Annotated in this window: 18 protein-coding genes; 11 read left to right on the top strand and 7 right to left on the bottom strand. The window is 66.4% G+C overall.

Annotated features, from left to right (window positions below; all coding sequences use genetic code 11):
• Positions 1 to 143 precede the first annotated feature (143 nt).
• Positions 144 to 890 (top strand): lipoyl(octanoyl) transferase LipB, encoded by a 747-nt coding sequence (gene lipB / locus U3653_RS07290; protein ID WP_195077800.1) that lies wholly within the window; start codon positions 144 to 146, stop codon positions 888 to 890.
• An 85-nt stretch (positions 891 to 975) separates the two neighbouring features.
• Positions 976 to 2,016 (top strand): lipoyl synthase, encoded by a 1,041-nt coding sequence (lipA, locus tag U3653_RS07285; protein WP_195077799.1) that lies wholly within the window; start codon positions 976 to 978, stop codon positions 2,014 to 2,016.
• A gap of 621 nt (positions 2,017 to 2,637) precedes the next feature.
• On the opposite strand, the gene U3653_RS07280 is transcribed toward lipA, so the two are convergent.
• On the bottom strand, positions 2,638 to 2,811 hold the full coding sequence (locus U3653_RS07280) for a hypothetical protein (RefSeq protein WP_195077798.1): 174 nt from the start codon (positions 2,809 to 2,811) through the stop codon (positions 2,638 to 2,640).
• A gap of 171 nt (positions 2,812 to 2,982) precedes the next feature.
• On the opposite strand from U3653_RS07280, the gene U3653_RS07275 reads away from it, so the two are divergent.
• Positions 2,983 to 3,561 (top strand): transglycosylase SLT domain-containing protein, encoded by a 579-nt coding sequence (locus U3653_RS07275; RefSeq protein WP_195077797.1) that lies wholly within the window; start codon positions 2,983 to 2,985, stop codon positions 3,559 to 3,561.
• Positions 3,562 to 3,633: 72 nt separating this feature from the next.
• Here U3653_RS07275 and U3653_RS07270 read toward each other — a convergent pair whose 3' ends face one another.
• Together U3653_RS07270 and U3653_RS07265 are read right to left on the bottom strand one after the other, a co-directional pair.
• Complete coding sequence (locus tag U3653_RS07270; protein ID WP_323123881.1) at positions 3,634 to 4,407, bottom strand: esterase/lipase family protein; 774 nt, start codon at positions 4,405 to 4,407, stop codon at positions 3,634 to 3,636.
• Between the two features lie 443 nt (positions 4,408 to 4,850).
• The gene (locus U3653_RS07265) at positions 4,851 to 6,260 is read right to left on the bottom strand and encodes a helix-turn-helix domain-containing protein (protein ID WP_195077796.1); all 1,410 of its coding nucleotides are present in this window, start codon (positions 6,258 to 6,260) and stop codon (positions 4,851 to 4,853) included.
• A 91-nt stretch (positions 6,261 to 6,351) separates the two neighbouring features.
• Between U3653_RS07265 and U3653_RS07260 the strand changes: the two genes are divergently transcribed.
• The 7 genes from U3653_RS07260 (at position 6,352) to U3653_RS07230 (ending at position 10,603) form a co-directional block, all read left to right on the top strand.
• Positions 6,352 to 6,567, top strand: coding sequence for a hypothetical protein (locus tag U3653_RS07260; protein WP_195077795.1), 216 nt, complete (start codon positions 6,352 to 6,354; stop codon positions 6,565 to 6,567).
• Complete coding sequence (locus U3653_RS07255; RefSeq protein ID WP_195077794.1) at positions 6,564 to 6,773, top strand: hypothetical protein; 210 nt, start codon at positions 6,564 to 6,566, stop codon at positions 6,771 to 6,773. Before U3653_RS07260 ends, U3653_RS07255 begins: the two co-directional genes overlap by 4 nt.
• Before the next feature lie 118 nt (positions 6,774 to 6,891).
• Entirely contained in the window at positions 6,892 to 7,398 is a 507-nt protein-coding gene (locus U3653_RS07250; RefSeq protein ID WP_195077793.1) for a DNA-directed RNA polymerase subunit beta, read from the top strand.
• Positions 7,399 to 7,541: 143 nt separating this feature from the next.
• Positions 7,542 to 8,093 carry a DUF3558 domain-containing protein gene (locus tag U3653_RS07245; RefSeq protein WP_195077792.1) on the top strand — a complete coding sequence of 184 codons (552 nt, stop codon included), beginning with the start codon at positions 7,542 to 7,544 and terminating at the stop codon, positions 8,091 to 8,093.
• Positions 8,094 to 8,114: 21 nt separating this feature from the next.
• Positions 8,115 to 8,483 carry a hypothetical protein gene (locus tag U3653_RS07240; protein ID WP_195077791.1) on the top strand — a complete coding sequence of 123 codons (369 nt, stop codon included), beginning with the start codon at positions 8,115 to 8,117 and terminating at the stop codon, positions 8,481 to 8,483.
• A gap of 13 nt (positions 8,484 to 8,496) precedes the next feature.
• A complete protein-coding gene (locus tag U3653_RS07235; RefSeq protein WP_195077790.1) occupies positions 8,497 to 9,783 on the top strand; it encodes a hypothetical protein in 1,287 nt (428 codons plus the stop codon).
• A gap of 58 nt (positions 9,784 to 9,841) precedes the next feature.
• On the top strand, positions 9,842 to 10,603 hold the full coding sequence (locus U3653_RS07230) for an ESX secretion-associated protein EspG (protein WP_195077789.1): 762 nt from the start codon (positions 9,842 to 9,844) through the stop codon (positions 10,601 to 10,603).
• Between the two features lie 188 nt (positions 10,604 to 10,791).
• On the opposite strand, the gene U3653_RS07225 is transcribed toward U3653_RS07230, so the two are convergent.
• From U3653_RS07225 to U3653_RS07210, 4 genes are all read right to left on the bottom strand, one after another.
• Entirely contained in the window at positions 10,792 to 11,307 is a 516-nt protein-coding gene (locus U3653_RS07225) for a hypothetical protein (protein WP_195077788.1), read from the bottom strand.
• Between the two features lie 378 nt (positions 11,308 to 11,685).
• The gene (locus tag U3653_RS07220) at positions 11,686 to 12,582 is read right to left on the bottom strand and encodes a WXG100 family type VII secretion target (RefSeq protein ID WP_195077787.1); all 897 of its coding nucleotides are present in this window, start codon (positions 12,580 to 12,582) and stop codon (positions 11,686 to 11,688) included.
• Positions 12,579 to 12,926, bottom strand: a complete 348-nt coding sequence (locus U3653_RS07215; RefSeq protein WP_195077786.1) for a hypothetical protein — start codon at positions 12,924 to 12,926, stop codon at positions 12,579 to 12,581. Before U3653_RS07215 ends, U3653_RS07220 begins: the two co-directional genes overlap by 4 nt.
• 2 nt (positions 12,927 to 12,928) lie before the next feature.
• Positions 12,929 to 13,504 carry a YbaB/EbfC family nucleoid-associated protein gene (locus U3653_RS07210; RefSeq protein ID WP_195077785.1) on the bottom strand — a complete coding sequence of 192 codons (576 nt, stop codon included), beginning with the start codon at positions 13,502 to 13,504 and terminating at the stop codon, positions 12,929 to 12,931.
• Between the two features lie 356 nt (positions 13,505 to 13,860).
• Here U3653_RS07210 and U3653_RS07205 point away from each other — a divergent pair, with 356 nt between their 5' ends.
• Positions 13,861 to 14,601 carry a hypothetical protein gene (locus tag U3653_RS07205; RefSeq protein WP_195077784.1) on the top strand — a complete coding sequence of 247 codons (741 nt, stop codon included), beginning with the start codon at positions 13,861 to 13,863 and terminating at the stop codon, positions 14,599 to 14,601.

Genomic DNA, 14,601 nt, shown 5'->3' with positions numbered 1-14,601 from the left:
CGGCGCAGTAATCTGCCGCCGACCACAACGACTCCACCGCGCTGGACCTTGTCAGCTCTCCCCTGGCAACCCCGATTCAGCTGTGGGGGCTCTCACCTCGAGGTGCTGGAAACGGCTGCACCCGTGGGCGTACCGTCATCGCTGTGACCAAGCCGCGCACCACCGTGTCCGCCCGCTTCGATACGACCCCGATCGTGGTCGACGACCTCGGGCTGATCGACTACCACGCCGCCTGGGACCTGCAACGCGGCATCGCCGAGCAGCGCGCCGACGGCACCGGATCCGATCATCTGCTGCTGCTCGAGCACCCCTCGGTGTACACCGCGGGCCGCCGCACCGAAGCCGACGATCTGCCCATCGACGGCAGCCCGGTGGTGCAGGTCGATCGCGGCGGCAAGATCACCTGGCACGGTCCCGGCCAACTGGTCGGCTATCCCATCGTGCGGCTCGCCGAGCCGGTCGACGTCGTCGGCTACGTGCGCCGCCTCGAGGAGGCGTTGATCACCGTGTGCACCGGCCTCGGGCTGGTCTGCGGCCGCGTCGACGGGCGCTCCGGCGTCTGGTTGCCCGCCACCGAGTGGCATGCCGAACGCAAGATCGCCGCGATCGGTGTGCGCGTGCAGCGTGGCGTCGCTCTGCACGGCGTCTCGCTCAACTGCAACTCCGCCCTCGACGGGTTCCAGGCCATCGTCCCGTGCGGCATCCGCGACGCGGGCGTCACCACGCTGACCCGCGAACTCGGCCGCGAAGTCACCGTCGCCGAGATCAAGCCGCTGGTGGCCGACGCCATCGTCCGCGCGCTGGACGGCGACCTGCCGGTCACCGACCACGACATAACCCGCGTCACCCCTGGTGACACCACCCCGCAGTCCCCGATCACGACGGCGTAAGGTCGATCAGGTGACCTCAGTCGACACCCCGACACCACACGGCGCGTCCGCAGCCGAATCCGCTGCGGCACTCCCGGGTCCCTCCGTGGCTACGCACGCTACCGCCTCCGGGCCCGACGCTCGCGCCGCAAACGGCCGCAAGCTCCTGCGCATCGAAGCCCGCAACGCGGAAACCCCGATCGAGCGCAAACCCAAGTGGATCCGCACCCGCGCCACCATGGGCCCCGAGTATTCCGAACTCAAGGGCTTGGTGAAGCGCGAAGGCCTGCACACCGTCTGCGAGGAAGCGGGCTGCCCCAACATCTTCGAATGCTGGGAAGACCGCGAGGCCACGTTCTTGATCGGCGGCGAACAGTGCACCCGCCGCTGCGACTTCTGCCAGATCGACACCGGCAAGCCCGCCGCCCTCGACCGCGACGAGCCCCGCCGCGTCGCCGAGAGCGTCCAGGCCATGGGCCTGCGCTACTCCACCATCACCGGCGTCGCCCGCGACGACCTGGAAGACGGCGGCGCGTGGCTGTACGCCGAAACCGTCCGCGCCATCAAGCGTTTGAACCCGCACACGGGCGTGGAACTGCTGATCCCCGACTTCAACGCCGATCCCGACCAGCTCGCCGAGGTCTTCTCCGCGCGCCCGGAAGTGCTCGCGCACAACCTCGAGACGGTCCCCCGCATCTTCAAGCGCATCCGCCCGGCCTTCCGCTACGAGCGCTCCCTCGCGGTCCTGACCGCCGCCCGCGAAGCCGGCCTGGTCACCAAGTCCAACCTCATCCTCGGCATGGGCGAAACTCCCGAGGAAGTCACCCAGGCCATGCGCGACCTGCACGACGCAGGCTGCGACATCCTCACCATCACCCAATACCTGCGCCCCTCCCCCCGCCACCACCCCGTGGACCGCTGGGTGAAGCCGGAGGAATTCGTCGAGCACTCCAAGACGGCCGAGGAAATCGGCTTCGCCGGCATCATGGCCGGCCCCCTGGTCCGCTCGTCCTACCGGGCCGGACGGCTCTACGCCCAGGCGATGGCCCACCACGGCCGCGAGATCGCCCCGGAAATGGCCCACCTCGCCGAGGAAGGCACGGCCTCCCAGGAAGCCAGCTCCGTTCTGGCCCGCTTCGGCAGCTGACCTACCTCCGAGTACCTTCGGCCCTCGCGTCCTTCCTGCGTGAGGGCCGACGCATATCTGCGAAGTCCGGGCAGACCGAGCAACTCCAGCAACCGGACAAACTAAATTGCGAGCTTAGTAAGTCGGCGTCTTAGTTCCCTGCCACGCTGTCGCCGGTGCCCTCGATCGCCCGGTTCAGCCGACGAGCGAGCAGGTCGGGTCTCGACAGCCTTGACCGCTCGGTACTCGCGGCCCTCCGGCACCGGCCGTGACACCGGTCGTTGCTGTCTCCCACCCGGTGTCGCCGAGACTTGCCGCTTTTAATGCCCTGGGGGCCAGAGGATCTCGTCCGAGCGTGGGAGTGACCCACCGCCATACGGTCGCTTCCGTTGTCGGTAGTGTCCATTCCAGCCCCTGAATTGCAATTCACGGCAATACAGCGAGACATGCTTGCGAGGAAGATTCCGATCGCTCAGCTCAGCCGTAACGCATTCGCCGGGTACCTCGCGCCGAACGGTCGCCTCAGGTCGGGATCGGGACTCCGGTGATCGAATCGAGACAAACTCGGTCTCGTTACCGCGGAAGTGGGATTTGTGGCGTAAATCACGTTTATCTGCAAAAACGCAGGTCAGCGCCGCGTGCTCAAACGTAGAACAGCACTCCAAGATCGGTAATTACTGTCATTAATTTTGAGTTTGCCCAATGTTCACCGGCCGTGATCAAGCTGAGATCAGGTCCGGAAGAGACCTGAGAAACCAGCTTCACAGCTCCACCGGCTTGTTTCTCTTCGGGTACGGCAGCGGCACCGTCGGGCACCGCCCGATTGTGCACCGCGTCGCGCCGCCGGGGATTCGAACCCGGCTTTCACAACGAAATCCGAAAACCGCACACGAGCCGAGACGGCGAACACCGCGCCTGGTGCACGCCGTGGATCCCGCGCTGGTTTCTCCGGCCGGATCGCCGCACGAACAAGGAACTGATTTCTCGATGCCTGACGCACGCCTTTCTTTCCTCCGCCGCCCGTCCCTTCGTAAGGGCGCAGCCCTCGCCGCCACCGTCGGCGTGATCGCCGTCGGTTTCTCCGCAGGTGTCGCGGTGGCCGACGACCACGCTCCGGCTCCGGTCGCCGCCGCCGCGCCGATCGACCTCCCCGGCCTGCCCGGCCTGCCCGCGCTACCCGAACTGCCCCCGCTGCCAGGCCTGCCCGCGCCCGAGGGTTTCCTGCCCGCGCCGCCCCCCGTCTACGAGAACAACCTCGACGGCTGGATCCGTCAGTCTCTCGACATCATGCGGATGCACGGCATCCCGGGAAGCTACGAGGGCATCCACCGCAACATCATGCGGGAATCCGGCGGCAATCCCAAGGCCATCAACCTGTCGGACTCCAACGCCGCCAAGGGAACTCCGTCCAAGGGCCTGCTCCAGGTGATCGACCCGACCTTCAACGCCTACCACGTCGACGGCACCGCCTTCGACATCTGGGACCCGGTCGCCAACATCACCGCCGCCTGCAACTACGCGGCGCATCGGTACGGCTCGATGGACAACGTCAACGGGGCCTACTGAGCCTCGAACCGAATCCGGGCAAGCGCCTCCTCGTCTCCTCGACGCGGAGGCGCTGCCGTTTCCGGGCCCCGACTACTTCACGAAGTCGCGCACGCCCTCGAAAACCGTCGACGACGACAACAGCGCGACATGGCCCAGACACGGCGTCTGGGTGTTGGTCGCGCCGCTGAGAACGGTGCTCTGATCAGGGTTGATGATCTCGTCGCACGGTGACCACCAGGTGCCGTAATTCACGCGGCCGGGAGTCTCGTCGGTGCTGTTGAGTTCGGCGAGGAAAGCTGAACCGGGCCGCATCTCGGTGCAGGAGACGTCGAAGCATCCGTTGGCGACGTCGGTGCCGTGATTAGGGCCTGCGATGGAAACCCAGTCGTCGACGGAATTCAGGCCGTCGAGGTTCTTCAAGTACCAGCGACTGTTGAGGCCGCCCATCGAGTGGGAGACGATATCGACCTTGGCTGCGCCGGTTTTCGCGCGCAGGGCATCGGCCTGCGCTTTCACCTCCAGTGCGATGTCCTTGTTCGACTGGGTGGTGTCGTAGCTGAATCGTGCCATCTCACCCTCGGAGTATCCCGCCTCCAGGAATCGGCCCCACATGTAATTCCAGTCCGCCGCAGATCCTTGCCAGCCATGGACGAAGAGGATCGGATCTCGCGCCGGCGCGGCGGCCGCCTGCGGCGTGGCGATGCCGAGGGAAGCGGTAGCGGTCGCGACCAGGGTGAGTAGTGCCATCCCGATGCGGCGCGTGATCGATGTGGTGCGCATGAATTGACTCCGATCTGCTCGCTGCACTGCGAGCAGACAGAAGATAGCGTCCAGCGGCTCATCCGGAGAGTTGTGAGACTTCACTGTTTCAACTCGCCGCCGACTTCCGGGATCTATCGCGGCGCGTGAGACAATCGCGGGAGAAGCTGTGCCAGGCCACGCCTCGACCTTTCCCCGGACGCGGCAGCAGCCACAGCGTGGCTCGCCGAGGGCCGCTTGGGTCTGGGCGTACCCTTCACCCTCACGGCCGCGGTCCGTCGGCGGACGAAATCCGAATTGCCGAGCAAGGCCAATGCGTGTGGCCTTGTCGATCTCACTCCACTGGCCAGATGGGCGTCAGCGCCCACATCGATTCCGAACATGAGGAAACTCCGTCATCCGGTATTCTCGGCACCTCCAATGGCCATGTGCACTAAGGCAATTCGACCGGCGACACCTTTTCCCACGAACTCCGCGACGGTCAGGGGATACGGCGAGGCTTGTTCACGACTTCTCGAGCCGTTGGCGCTGCGAACAAATACGAGTTGTCAGACCTGCGCCGCGCGCCGAGCCAGGAACTCTCGCACCTCGGGGACGCGAGCGTGGCCGCGCACCGTATTCGCGATAGCGTCGATGCGTTGGTGCAAGCGGGTGGATGCCAGTCCGGTGATGGTGTCGTAGTTGTCGGCAAGCAGTGAGCAGGCTCGTGCGACGTCACCGGAAGTCGTGAAGTTCTCCGCGAGATGGACCTGCCACGCGGCGCGTTCCCTGGGCCATGCCGACGAGCTTTCGATGGCGGCTTGCAGGTTCGAGGTCGCCTGGGAGTGCTGGCCGAGCCGCATCTGCGCCCAGCCGATCCCACCGACGAATTCGGCCTCCGGCAGGTAAACCCAATCCGGGTCGTACCCACGAGTCGACTCGTACGCACGGTGCGCGCGGCTGACCGCCGCCGTCATCGCCGACTTGTCCCCGCGAACCCCATACGCTTCGGCTTCTCTGATCGCCATCAGCGCACGCAGTTTCGGACCACCGTCACGGAGCGAGGCCCGTGCCCCGGCCTGGGCGTACTGCACGGCCAGAGGGTTGCCTTTCGCGTCGTCTCCAGGACGACTCGCCATCAGAAAGCTGGCATTCCCCAGCGCATGCGCCGCGGCGATCCCGTCACCAGCCGCGTTCGCGGCGTTCGCCGCGTCCGCGTAATACCGCCGCGCGTCGTCGAGACGCCCGGCGTCGTAGTGCACCCACCCGGCGGCGGTCATCATCTCGGCCGCGGCGCTGGTGAGCGCACGCCCGACCGCCTCGGTGTAACTGCCCTGGTCGAGAAGCTGTTCGACATAGCGGACCTGATTGGCCGCCACCCGGCACAATCGGTCACCGCCGACCACCAGATCCAGTTCGTGGATCTGGTTCACGCTGTCGATGATGGCTTCCACGTCGCTCGCGCCGACTTTCCCGCCGGACGCCGACGCGGCGCTCGCGGTGGCGGAAACCGACATCATGGCAGCCCCGGCGCTTCCTAATGCCCCTGCTTTGAAGAAGTTGCGACGGTCCACATCTGCCTCCTGGTCCGACTCCACTACCAGTATGGCAAGCGGAACTCCCAGTGCGCGGGCTACGAGCCGTAAGACCCGAACGTCGTGCGAGGCAGGCCCGCCGCGCTCCAGACCCGAGACGGCGGGCTGTGAGAAGTTGATGAGGGCACCCAATTCCGTCTGCGTCATGCCGACGGATTTCCTGATGCGCCGGATCACTTCGCCCGTGGTCATGTACATGGCCGAGCGTCCCCCTGATCGTTGGTCGGATTTCCCCACAGCTTTTACCCCGAAAGCGGTGGTCCCGAGAGGATATACGGCTCTTCGGATAGCCGGAACGAAAACGGCGATCGACGCTCCCGTTTGGCGGATTACCGCGCTTACCTTCGGTCGCGGGTGCCCGGGGCCGGGATGACGCCGCGCCATCAGCGGTGCATCAGCCCGTCACAGTGGCGGGCCGGTGGCGAGAGCCCCCGGCGCCGGGCGCCGGTCGATCCGCGAGACAGAGAGGTTTCCCGTGTCCACCCATTCCCTCGCCATCTACCAGCTCATCGCCCTGTGCGACGCGGCCGCCCACCAAGCGCCGATGCGACCGTTCAGCGTCGGCCAGGCCCATGACGTGATGCAGATCCATGTGGCCTGCCGCGCGAAACATTGCGCACGCAAGGCTGCGGCGCGGCAGGTGCTCGTCGACAGCGGACGAATGGTGCCCGATCCGAGCAGGCCGCAGTGACGGCAGCCCCGCCGGGGCCGCCGCACCGGCGCCGCCACATCCGGATCGAGTCCGGCCCGTTGCGCCTCGACTACCAGGCGAGCGCCGAACACGCCGAAAGCGTCGCACATGCGCTGGCGCAACGGTTCCCGGCTGTCGAGGTCACCGTCGACGACGACTGGGACGACGATCTCCCGCACCTGCCATGCGCCCGGCTGTGGGACTGACCGCTGCGCCCTGCCACACCCTCATCCATCATCGAAACGCCAACGGAGATCTCATCGATGCGCTCCACTCGTCCGAAACAAGGCCGACTGTTCCCTACTGCGCGCTAGGGAGCGGGCCATGAACACGGATTCCGCCTCCGATCCCACACTCACCCGCTGCCTGCGCTACCGGCACGTCTATGGGCTGCCGTGCTATGTCCACGAGGAAACTCGGCGAATCACCCTGCGCGCAGGTGAAGTAGGCGCGGTGACGGTGCCCGAACAGGTCGGCAGAATGGTCCACGCCGACCTCGCCAGGCAATACCTGCTCGGCCCCGTCATCGCACACGGCTCCGGACGCTGGACGATTCTCGTCCGCCCCGACGACACCCGCCGGCTCACCGACGACACCGGCATTTTCATCGCACTGCTGCGCGCCTCCGCGACCATCGTCCCCGACGGCGGCGAGATACTGCTGCCCTCCCCCACCGACGAACGGACCGGCTACCGGTGGTGGGCCGTCGCACCGCGCGACGCGTTCCGCCCCCATATCACCACCGTTGTCCGGTCGATCATTCTCTGCACCGACCGCACTGCGCACCCCTCCGGCTTCCAACAACCTCACCGGCCGCGAGACCACTCGTAGCGACGATCGCCGAGCCACGCTCCCGCCGATGGGATGCGCGAGCCGAGCCGATCTCGTCTGAGCGAATCCGATGGAACCGAAGGCCACCCGAGCGCGTCATAGACTTCAGGGACGACTTCGACGGCCCGGATCGGGAGGCTTCGGTGGGACGACGGACGACAGCGACGGTTGCGGTGCTCGCTGGAGCGGCGCTGGTCGCATCGGGGTGCGGTTCCGGCACGAACGGAACTGCCACGCCGAGCACCACAACCGACACATCAGCGGCCACTGCGGCACTGTGGGATCCGTGCACGCAGGTTTCGGATCAGCAACTGCAACGGATCGGCGTAATTTCATCCACGAAAAGGTCGGGCATCGCTGGTGTCGAGCAACCCGGATGGAAGGTCTGCTCCTGGCATGATGCGGCTTCTCAGTGGAGTTACTCGCTGGGAGTATGGTCGACGATCTACTCCATCGATGATCTCAAGAAGAAGCCAGAGAATACCGACTTCGTGAGCATCAATGTCGGCGGACGCGATGGTTTTCGTTTTCGAAACACTTCCGATGTCGATGGCGAGGATTGTGATCTGGCGTTCCCCGCTGGGCATGGTGCCCTGCAGATCACTGTCTTCAATACATCGTCCAACAGCACTCCTGCGCCATGCGATCGGGCCATGAACGCTGCGGAAGTGCTTGTGCCGACGTTTCCACGCTGATCAGGAGATTTCGCTATGTCGATGAGCGAAGAAGTATCGCGGTGGCGATACCTTGCCGATGAGGCCACTGCCGGCAGGCTTTATCTCGATCGCGCGGTCGCGGAGAGTTGCCGCGATGCTTGCAATCGTCAGATTGATCTTTATGTCACGCTCCTAGAAGACCTCAAGATGATGGCCCGTGTCACGGGACTAGGCGATTTCGACTGCTCCGACGAGCTGGCGAAGATGCTGGGCGCCAAGGCCATCGGCGGAGACGGCGATGTGGACTCCGCGCTGAGAGAGCACATCGAGGTATTGACCCTGATGCGTGATACCATCCAGATTTCCGTGGACCGCATCGGCGCACAGGACGACTCCAACGCGCAAGACACGAGCAATCTGCTGAACTGACCGGGGGAAGATCATGGGTCTGCCATTCTTGGTGGCGATCGGCGCCGCCCTGCTGGAGCAGTCGAAATCGGGTCCACCGGACAGCGGCTCGCGCGACGAGAGCCCCGACGCGGCCATCGCACGCAACCGCATCGCCGAGATCATGCGCGGTGGCACCGATTTACAGACCCAGTCGCCGAGAGTGCCCGAGAGCGCCTACAAGAATCCGGACGGAATCGACGATCTCTACCAACGCGTGCAGGCTATGTCGATCACCGATGTCGTCGCGCTGCATCAGCGATGGGAATCCATTCGCAATCGGCTCGAGCAGGGATTGCGGAGTTTCGGCCCGGAGATCGGCAAGGCCATGGAGGGCAAATGGGAGGGGGCGGCGGCGAAGGCCGCGGCGGACGGGATCAAGGAGTACGTCGACAAGTCCAGCGGCCTGATCGGTTCGGTGCAGATCGTCGCCGAGAAGGTCAAGATCATCCGATCCGGCATCGAGGTCACCCGGCCCGCCGTGCAGGAAGCGCCTGCGCACACATGGACCAGCAACGTCGCGAGTTGGGTGCCGGGCCCGACCTGGAAGTTGAACCAGCATCGCGACGACGCCGCGCACGATGCGTCGGTGAACGTCGTCAAGAACGTCTTCTATCCTGCCGTCCGGGAGGCCGACACCGGCGTTCCGCTGGTGCCCAAGCCGTACAACCCCGTGCAGAAAGCCGGAGACCAGCCGCCCGCGCCGAACAACGGTTGGCAGCCGTCGTCCTCCGGTAACGACACCGCCGACAAAGCGACCACGACCGACCGAACGCAAGAACCAGCTACCCAGAACACGCCGGAGAGCGCCGTTCCGACCAGCACGAATCCTGCTGCGGAGCTGGAGAGCACGCCCGAACAGACCACGACCACGCCCGCAGGCACGAGCCCGTCGACTCAACCGGCAAGCACGAATGCCGGCACCGATCCGGCATCGACCCGCCCCGGAACACCGAGCCCCGGCTCCCCCGGCACGCCTCACCCGAGCACCGTCACCCCGGGCGTGCCCGGCCTCGGCACTCCCGCGCCGGGTCGCAGCAGCAATGGTGTGCCCGGCGTCCCGGGCGGCGTTCCCGCAGCCGCGTCCGCGCGTCCTGGCACCGGGCGGCCGGGGGCGAGCGGCACGCCGGGCATGATGGCGCCGGGTGCTCGCGGCAAGGGCGACGACGACAAGGAACACCAGACGAAGGACTATCTGGTGAACCAGCGCAACGGCGAGGAACTCACCGGGCTCGGTACGGAGAACAGGGTGAAGTCGGTGCCGCCGGTGATCGGTGAATGAGCGACCCGGGTATCGACGCCACGCGACCACCCTGGCAGGCAACGAAGGAATCAGCTTCATGAACCGGCGGGACTGGTCATTCACCGCACTCGGCTTCACGGTGCTGTGGCGGGCCGTCGACCGAGACGTGCTGCCTTACCCGCTGCAGTACCGATCCACCGCGGAGACCGTCGCGGATTACGAGTCGGAGTGGAGGTCCGAAGCCGCCGGGCTGCACCGCCGCCTCGACGAGTCCCTCTACAGCGCGCTACGAGTGCTGGCCGAACCCGAGGCACGCGTCGAAATGGCGGGATTCCACGGCAAAGACAAACTGCGCGTTCACGCGGCCGTGCATTACCGGCATGCTGTGCTGCTGGTGCAGGAGCCCACGTCGTCGCCGGATCGCGGCGGGGCGGTGCACATGTCGCTGATAGATGCGCAGAGCGTCAGCCGCCGGGTCATCGACCTGCTGCCCGACGGTGCACGCGGCAGTGGCCCCGGTATCGAGATCTCCCGGCACGAACTCGACGCCGAGGACGAGGAACCGTATCGCGTGGGCGCGCCGGCCCCGCCCCGCGTCCGAGCCCAGCAGTTCTTCGAACGCCCCCGCACCACCATCGCCCACGTCGCGGTGTATGCGGGCCCGGCATGGGACAACCGCCCGGCACCCGCCCGTGGCTTCCACGTGATGGACTATCCCGACGGCCGCTATCTCGTCCGCAGTGGAGCCACCCTCGAGGCCATCCCTGCCGACACCGCGGAAGCACGATCCCAACTCGACCGCGCCATACACGCAACGGTCGCGGCCTTCCGCGAGGAAAACGATCCCAGCTACAGCTGACGCCATCGGTACCGCTGCTTCCCAGCCGCAACCGGAATCGAGCGCGCCGACGGACTCGGCAAACGGTCCAGCGCCGGATCGCACCGGGCGAACAGCTCACTTCCCCCCCTGTGCAGCGGAACCGGCCGCCCGATGGCATGTCGTTGCCGATCCGCACCAGCACCGACATGCCACAGCGCTTCGACGACTCAGTCGAGGATGTTCATCACCACCGCCGTGAGCGCCAGGGCGAGGAACAAGCCGCAGACGACCCAGCTGGTGCGAATCCAGTTGAGACCCGGCCATCTCGGCGGTTTCGGAGCGATCGCGCCGGGCAGAAGATGAAACGCCGGGGAGCGGTAGTACACCGTCGTCCGGCATCCGGGTTCCACCGGCACCACGGCGTCGGCCGGACCCATATCGGAATCCCACGCCCGGACGAACCACGTGACGAGGCCGTGGACGCCTCGCGTCAGAACTTCTACCCGGTAGAGTCCAGGCGCCGCCGGAATGCGAGTGCGTCCCCACGAGGCGTTCGGTATTTCGTTGCCGTTGACGTAGATGCGCGGTCCGGTCGTCGCGTACACGGGGGCCGCGATCCACCACCGGAAGTAAGACGTGTCGACCACTATCCCGGTCTCGCCCGGCTCCGGCCGGTAGGCGTTGACCGGGTGACGCTCGCTGTCTTGGGCGAACCGGAGTCGCGGCAGGCCAACGGTGTGCATCGGTGGCGGCACATAGTGCGTTCTCCCGCCATACGAAAACATCTCCGGTGCATAGGGGTTCGGCTGGACCGCGTGGGGCGCGGACCGGCCTCGGTCCCCATGCGGCGGCAACGGTGCGCCGAAGCCCGGCTGCGGTGCGGGCGGAGGCCCCGCCTGCGCGGGCCGCCACGGATCGCCCCAACTCGACTGCGGCGGCGGAGCACCCGGACCGGTTGTCCCGGGTGGCGGCGGACCGAAGCCCGCCTGCCCGACAGGCGGGCCGCCCGAGCCCTCCACCGGCCCCGTCGGCCGAGACGGTCCATTTGCCGGACCACCGGAATGTGGCCCTTGCTGATAGTTCACGGTACTGATTCCCCTCGTCGTGCCGACTGTGGATGATCAGGCCTGGGCAGGCTGGTTGTCCTTACCCAGAAGGGCATAGATGACAGCGACAACGGCCTGCGTGAGCGTATGGACGTCTTTGAAGGCCTTCGCCATGTCGAGAAGCAGTGTCGAGATCTTCAATCCATCGCGCCCGATCCTCGCGAGCGCCGCCGCGGCGACATGCGGCCCCGCGGCGCCCAAGCTGATCGCGAGTTCGATGGAGTAGCCGATCAGGGCTCCCGCCAAGCTGGTCAGGATGTCCTGGACCATCTTCCGGAAAGCTTTGACGATCTGTGCGACGGTGTGCATGATCTCGCCGAGAGTGGCCGCTACCCCGCCCGCCCCGGCGATCTGGTCGATGAGATCCGTGGCCCGGCTCCGGTACGCATCTCCCGCGCTCCCGGTCCATGTCGCGATATCGGCTTCCAGACCCGACTGCCACGACGTGCTCATAGTGGTCAGCTCGGTGGCGATATTCTTCCAAGTCGTGGAATACGCCTCCACCATCTTGTCGTTTCCGGCGAGCCCGTCCAGCACCTTGCGGTATGGCTCGACGTGCGTGAGCATCCAACCGGCGATCTGGTCGCCCACGAACCCGAACGGATCGACCCACGCGTCCGCGGCGGTCACCCCGGCCGCGATGCCACCGGTGATCGACTCGAAGGTCTTCCCGTTGCGGAAATTGGCATACGCCTCCCAAGCGTCCCCGGCGATCGTGCCGGACAGGAACCCGGGCAGCTTGGTTTCCTCGTCCGGCTTCAGGCCGACGTCGTGCATCCAGAAGACGGTCTCCTGGAAATACTCCTCCCGGTAATCGGTCCCCTCCGCGATCAGTCGATTGTTCTCGGGCTTCTTCCGGTCGTCGAAACCGGGAGTGTTCTCGTTGAGCCAATTGCCGACACTCGTGCTCACTTCGGGCCTCCAGACGCGCCGGCGATGGTTTCCCGCAGTTCGGTCACCGACCTGCCGAACGCGCCGTCTTTGTCTTCGAATGCCGTTGCCACGGTGGCGAGTTTGTCGGGCAGCGCTGCGACGTCCTCCGCGAGTTTGCGAATCACCGCGATGGTGTCGCGATGCTTTTCGGCCAGCACCATCCGCACGAACGGCCGCGGGATCTCGCCGAAACCGTCGTCCGCTTCGCCAAGGTAGCAAGCGGCTTCGAGCGACAGCCGCAAGCTCTCCATGAGCGTCCGCAGGTTCGCGGCGTGATCGCGCACCTCGCCGGGATCGACGGAGATGGCGTCGGGATTGGTCATGGTCACACCAGCCAGGAACGGTTGTAGTACTCGGTCTCCGGATCCGGCTCGTCGGGAACGACGATCTGGTCACGGTTGGGTTTGCGGCCGCGCGGGGAGGAAGTCGCGTCCGCGGCGACCGGGCCCGGCGGCGGGGTATAGGCGGGCGGCGTGTTGGGCGCGCTGTCACGCGGTGAGCCCTGAGTACGGTCGTCGGACGCTGCGGAAGGCTCCGGGTCGGGGAAGCGCTGGGCGTACTGGGCGGTGATCGCGGCGCCCGCCTCGTCGTCACCGACGGTGTCGCGCACCAGCTCGGTGACTCGCGTGCGCAGACTCGACTGCGCCCGTCGCATGCACGACAGGATCTCCGCGGACAGCGCCCCCGGATCCATCCCGCGCGAGTTCGGCGACAGATCGATAGCCGTGGGGACACCGCTGCTGTCCACGGTGACACCGACCCGGCCGTCCCTGCTGGACTCGGTGACCGTCAACGCCTGCATCCGGCCTTCCAGCTCCTGAAACCGCCCGGCCCTACGCTCGAGATCCGCTGCCATCCGCGCCAAATCATCCGCGGCATGGCCCACATCGAATGCGGCCATCAACACCTCCACTTCGTCGCTGCCTACTTCGAATCGACCTGCCGACACGCGACAACCGGAGTTCCGCTGTGTCTCATACCGACACAGACGCAGCGCACGGCCGATCGGTTCCATGGAATTTCGCGTTCCGACCGAACCGGCGCGTGCCGATCCGGCCCGAACATACGAAGGCGGCCTTGCCCTGCACCGGCACGTCGCTGTCCGATACACGACAAGCACTGCGCCACAGGGCATTCAGCGTCGAGCAAGTCGCCGCAACTGGCTCATCGAGCCGACGAACCACCATCGACGCAGGTCGGACGGGTACTCCCGCCAGTGACAACAGGTGCGGCTCCTGGGACACCTAACCTTGCCCTATGCCTCGCTGGAGTACGCACCGTCGCAAGCCGGCGGAGGTGGGCAGGCTGGCACGGGTCGGTGGCGATCCCGAATCATTCTCGGCCGCAACTCTTTCCAGATCGATCACCAGATCGATCACCGCCGCGGCGAGCGGACCGGGCAGGTCGTCGAACGCGAACAGCGAAGCACCACCGCCGCCGCGAGTGCATCCCGGCTCGCTGGCGCCCAAGAGCGAATCTCTCGCGCAGGCGACGGCGATGCCGCCGCCGCCCGAACGTGAGGATGACGAGCCGCATCGGGTGCACCACTCCGGGGCGGCCGCATTCGTCGGGCTCTGCGTCGGTGTGGTGCTCCTGCTGGTGTCGGGGTGCCTACTGGTGAACAACCACCCGACCGGAACATCGGCAGCTGCCACGACGGCGCTGCGCACCAGCGCACCGAGCGCCCCGGCGGCGACATCCACCGTGCGGACGACAACGCAGGCAGCCGCTGCGCCTCCCGTCAAGACGGGCATCGGGGTCACCTTCGGAAAGGTCGTCGCCAACGACGGCACGACCATGGTGGTCAGGAACGCGTTCACCAGCAGCAGCGTCAAGGTCCGCGCGGACGCCGACACCAAGGTCAACGTCTTGGTGGCCAAACGGGCGCCGGACATCCGCGTCGGCGCCATCGTCGCCGTCTACGGGCGGCAATATCCCGATCACACCATCGTCGCCGAGATCATCACCGGCATCTCGATCGGCGCACCCTCCAGGTGA

The organism is Nocardia implantans (assembly GCF_035544775.1).
Classification (GTDB): Bacteria; Actinomycetota; Actinomycetes; order Mycobacteriales; family Mycobacteriaceae; genus Nocardia; species Nocardia implantans.
Note: the sequence above shows the minus strand (reverse complement) of the source record. Positions and strands in the feature narration are given on the sequence as shown.

What these genes read in the sequence shown, in the direction of transcription:
- U3653_RS07225 (WP_195077788.1), bottom strand. Translation starts at nt 11,307, where the DNA reads ATGCACACCGTTGGCCTGCCGCGACTCCGGTTCGCCCAAGACAGCGAG.
- U3653_RS07215 (WP_195077786.1), bottom strand. Translation starts at nt 12,926, where the DNA reads ATGACCAATCCCGACGCCATCTCCGTCGATCCCGGCGAGGTGCGCGAT.
- U3653_RS07210 (WP_195077785.1), bottom strand. Translation starts at nt 13,504, where the DNA reads ATGGCCGCATTCGATGTGGGCCATGCCGCGGATGATTTGGCGCGGATG.
- U3653_RS07235 (WP_195077790.1), top strand. Translation starts at nt 8,497, where the DNA reads ATGGGTCTGCCATTCTTGGTGGCGATCGGCGCCGCCCTGCTGGAGCAG.
- U3653_RS07230 (WP_195077789.1), top strand. Translation starts at nt 9,842, where the DNA reads ATGAACCGGCGGGACTGGTCATTCACCGCACTCGGCTTCACGGTGCTG.
- U3653_RS07205 (WP_195077784.1), top strand. Translation starts at nt 13,861, where the DNA reads ATGCCTCGCTGGAGTACGCACCGTCGCAAGCCGGCGGAGGTGGGCAGG.
- U3653_RS07265 (WP_195077796.1), bottom strand. Translation starts at nt 6,260, where the DNA reads ATGGCGCGGCGTCATCCCGGCCCCGGGCACCCGCGACCGAAGGTAAGC.
- U3653_RS07275 (WP_195077797.1), top strand. Translation starts at nt 2,983, where the DNA reads ATGCCTGACGCACGCCTTTCTTTCCTCCGCCGCCCGTCCCTTCGTAAG.
- U3653_RS07250 (WP_195077793.1), top strand. Translation starts at nt 6,892, where the DNA reads ATGAACACGGATTCCGCCTCCGATCCCACACTCACCCGCTGCCTGCGC.
- U3653_RS07240 (WP_195077791.1), top strand. Translation starts at nt 8,115, where the DNA reads ATGAGCGAAGAAGTATCGCGGTGGCGATACCTTGCCGATGAGGCCACT.